This window comes from Thermomonas sp. (assembly GCF_025993755.1).
GTDB lineage: Bacteria > Pseudomonadota > Gammaproteobacteria > Xanthomonadales > Xanthomonadaceae > Thermomonas.
The window spans coordinates 1-3,094 of sequence record NZ_JAMQHN010000193.1; the positions used below are offsets into that span (position 1 = coordinate 1).

General features: G+C 67.8%; 2 protein-coding genes. Both read right to left on the reverse strand.

Annotation, left to right across the window (positions count from 1 at the left end):
- Nucleotides 1–1,671: ATP-binding protein (locus tag Q0X16_RS13100; protein ID WP_297835270.1), on the reverse strand; the 1,671-nt coding region annotated here is incomplete at its 3' end.
- On the reverse strand, nt 1,668–3,094 hold a 1,427-nt coding region (locus Q0X16_RS13105; RefSeq protein WP_297835273.1), incomplete at its 5' end, for an EAL domain-containing protein. The genes Q0X16_RS13105 and Q0X16_RS13100, both read right to left, overlap by 4 nt.

Here is a 3,094-nt window from a genome sequence, read left to right on the forward strand (position 1 = left end):
CGGCATCTGGCAGTCCATCAGCACCAGGTCGAATTCGGCTTCGTCGAGCTTGGCCAGCGCCGCCTGGCCGTTGCCGGCGGTGTCGCAGTCGGCCCCGAGCACCTGCTGCAGGCGCTGGGCGACCTTCAGGTTGACCGGGTTGTCCTCGACCAGCAGAACCCTGGCCTTGCGGCCGAGTTCGACCTTGGGCGTCTGCGGCGCCGGCGCCGGATGCGGATCCTGCTGCGCCCAGGCGACCCCGGACGCCGACAGCGCGGCTCGTAGATCGGCATCGGCGGCGTTGCGCGAGAGGATGCTGGCGCCCATCGGCAGATCCTGCGAGGTCACCTCGTCGCCGCGCAGGTAGAGCAGGCGGGCGTTGCCGTACTGTTCGTGGCGATCCATGTTGCGGGCCAGCGACACCGCCGTGCTGCGGATGCTCGACAGGTCGGCAAGGACCACCGAATAGTTCCACGGCTTGCCCTGGCCCTGGGCCTGGCGCAGGCGTTCGAGGGCGTCGTGGGTGTTCTCGACGGCGGTGATCCGCAGGCCCCAGTTGGGCAGCAGCAGGGTTAGCCGCATCCGCAGCTTGGCGTCGGTGGTGATCAGCAGCACCCGTCCGCCGTGCATTTCCTCACGGCGTTCGGTGATGTCGCCCTGCACCTTGAGCAGCGGTACTTCGAACCAGAACACCGAGCCGCGGCCCGGCTCGGATTCCACGCCGATCTTGCCGCCCATCAGTTCGACGATGCGCTGCGAGATCACCAGGCCCAGCCCGGTGCCGCCGTACAACCGGGTGGTCGAGGCGTCGGCCTGGCTGAAAGGCTGGAACAGCTTGGCGCGCGTGGCCGCATCGATGCCGATGCCGGTGTCCTGCACCTCGAAGCGCAACTGGTGCTGGGTGGCGGTTTCGCCCATGCGGCGCACGCTCACCGTCACGCCGCCGTGCTCGGTGAACTTGATCGCGTTGCTCAGCAGGTTGCTCAGGATCTGGCGCAGCCGCACCGGATCGCCGCGCACCGGCAGGCGCACCGAAGCGTCGATCTGCAGGGTCTGGCGCAGCCCCTTGGCCTCGGCGGGGCGCTGCATCAGGGTGATCACGCTTTGCAGCAGCTCGCGCAGGTTGAAGCCGGTGGTTTCCAGTTCCAGCCGGTTGGCTTCGAGCTTGGAGTAGTCGAGGATGTCGTCGACGATCCGCAGCAACTGCTGCGCCGAGGCGGTGGCGGTGCGCAGGAACTCCTGCTGCTCCAGCGCAAGCCGTGTGCCGGAAAGCAGGTCCAGCATCGGGATGATGCCGTTGAGCGGCGTGCGGATCTCGTGGCTCATGGTGGCCAGGAATTCGCCCTTGGCCATGAACGCCGATTCGGCTTCCTGCTTGGCCCGGGTCAGTTCCTGTTCGAGCTCGGTGTGGCGGTCGATCTCCTGCTGCAGGGCGCTGATTTCCTCGGCCTTGCGCTGGTTCTGTTCGGCGTGCTCCTGCAGCGCCAGCTCGCGCTGGCGGGTGGTGAAGGCGAGCGTGGTCGTCGCGAACAGGGCCAGCAGGGCCATGACCAGGGCGATCATCTGCCACGGACCTTCCACGCCGGTGCGCTCGATCACCAGCGCCAGCGCGACGCCGGCGGCCGCGCCCAAGGCCAGCCAGCGGGCCACCTGCAGGTTCCGGCCGGCGCGGGTGTCGGCGGCATCGGTCACAGCGTTGCGCTCCGGAAGTCGAAGTCCAGGGTTTGCTCGGGCCGGTGGACCAGATTGCCCTGAATGAAGTCGATCCCGCCGATCCATAGCGCCGCCGCCGCCTGCGGGTCTTCCACGTTCTGGGCGATGACCTGCAGGCCCTGCCGGTGAGCGTACTGGATGGCTTCGCGCATTTCATCGTGCAGGGCCTGGGCCAGCGGCAACTTCGCGAAATCGGGGGCCAGCCGGAGGTAGCCGAGCGACAGCTCGTCCAGAAGTTGTGCCGCGTCCAGGGTATGGCGGTACTGGCTGAGCGCGAACTGGACGCCGCTGGGCACCATCAGTCGACAGAACTCGCGCAAAAGTACCGAGTGGACCAGCGCATCCTCCAGACGGATGTCGATGATCAGCGATTGCCCGTCGATCTGCGCTTCGGAAATGGCCCGCTGCAGCCAGTTTGCGTAATCGTCCTGGGCGAGGGTGCGCGGCGACTGCGAGACGACCAACTGGATCGGGCGCTCGGCCTGCCGACGATCGCGCAGCAAATCGAGGGCATGCTGCATCACCCAACGGTCGACCTGCGGCAGCAGCCCCGCGGTTTGGGCGGCATCCAGGAACTCCGCGGCGCGGCGTACGCTGCCGTCGGGTCCGCGCAGCCGCACCAGAACCTGGTAGCGCGCCTCGTTGCCGCCGGCCACGGCGACCACCGGTTGGAAGACGAGATAGAGAGCATCGCCGCCGGGGGTCAGGGCGGTGCGCAATTCGTCGAGGATTTCGTTCGCCGCGATGCGGTCGGCGGGTACATAGCGTGCGATTCCCGCCGGCGCCCCGCGCGCTTCCCGCAGGGCGTCCTCCACTGCGGCCAGGACTTCACCGGAGTCCTTGAATCCGTGTTCGAAGCTGGTGTAGCCCACGGTGCAGCGCAGGCGCAAGGTAGCGCCGTCGATTTTGAAATCGGCGCGCCCGATCCCGTCCCGCAGCTGTCGCGCGTAGTCTTCCAGTCCGACGGTAGCGTTTTCGCCGACGATGACGAGGAACGCGTTGTCGCTCAGCCGGGCCGCGGATTCGTCAGCGACCAACTCGTTCAACTTGCGGCCCGCCGCGTTGATCAGCTCCTCGAATTCGGCATAGCCGAGGCGGTCGTGCAGAGCGGCGGCGTTGCCCATTTCGATCATCAATGCGCCGCCCTGCGCTCGCGAGGCGGCCCTCTCCAGCAGCAGGTTCATCAAGGCGGGCCGGGTGAGCAATCCGGTGACGGGATGACGCAGCGGCTCGACCGCGGCGTTTTGGCGGATTTGACCCAGCGCGCGCGCGCGGCGGATGCGGCTTTGCACCGACACCACCAGATGCCGAGGGCGAACCGGCTTGACGATGTAGTCGTCGCCGCCGTGCTCCAGCGCGTCGAGCTCGCTGTCCGGATTCTGGTCGCCGGTCAGGACCACCA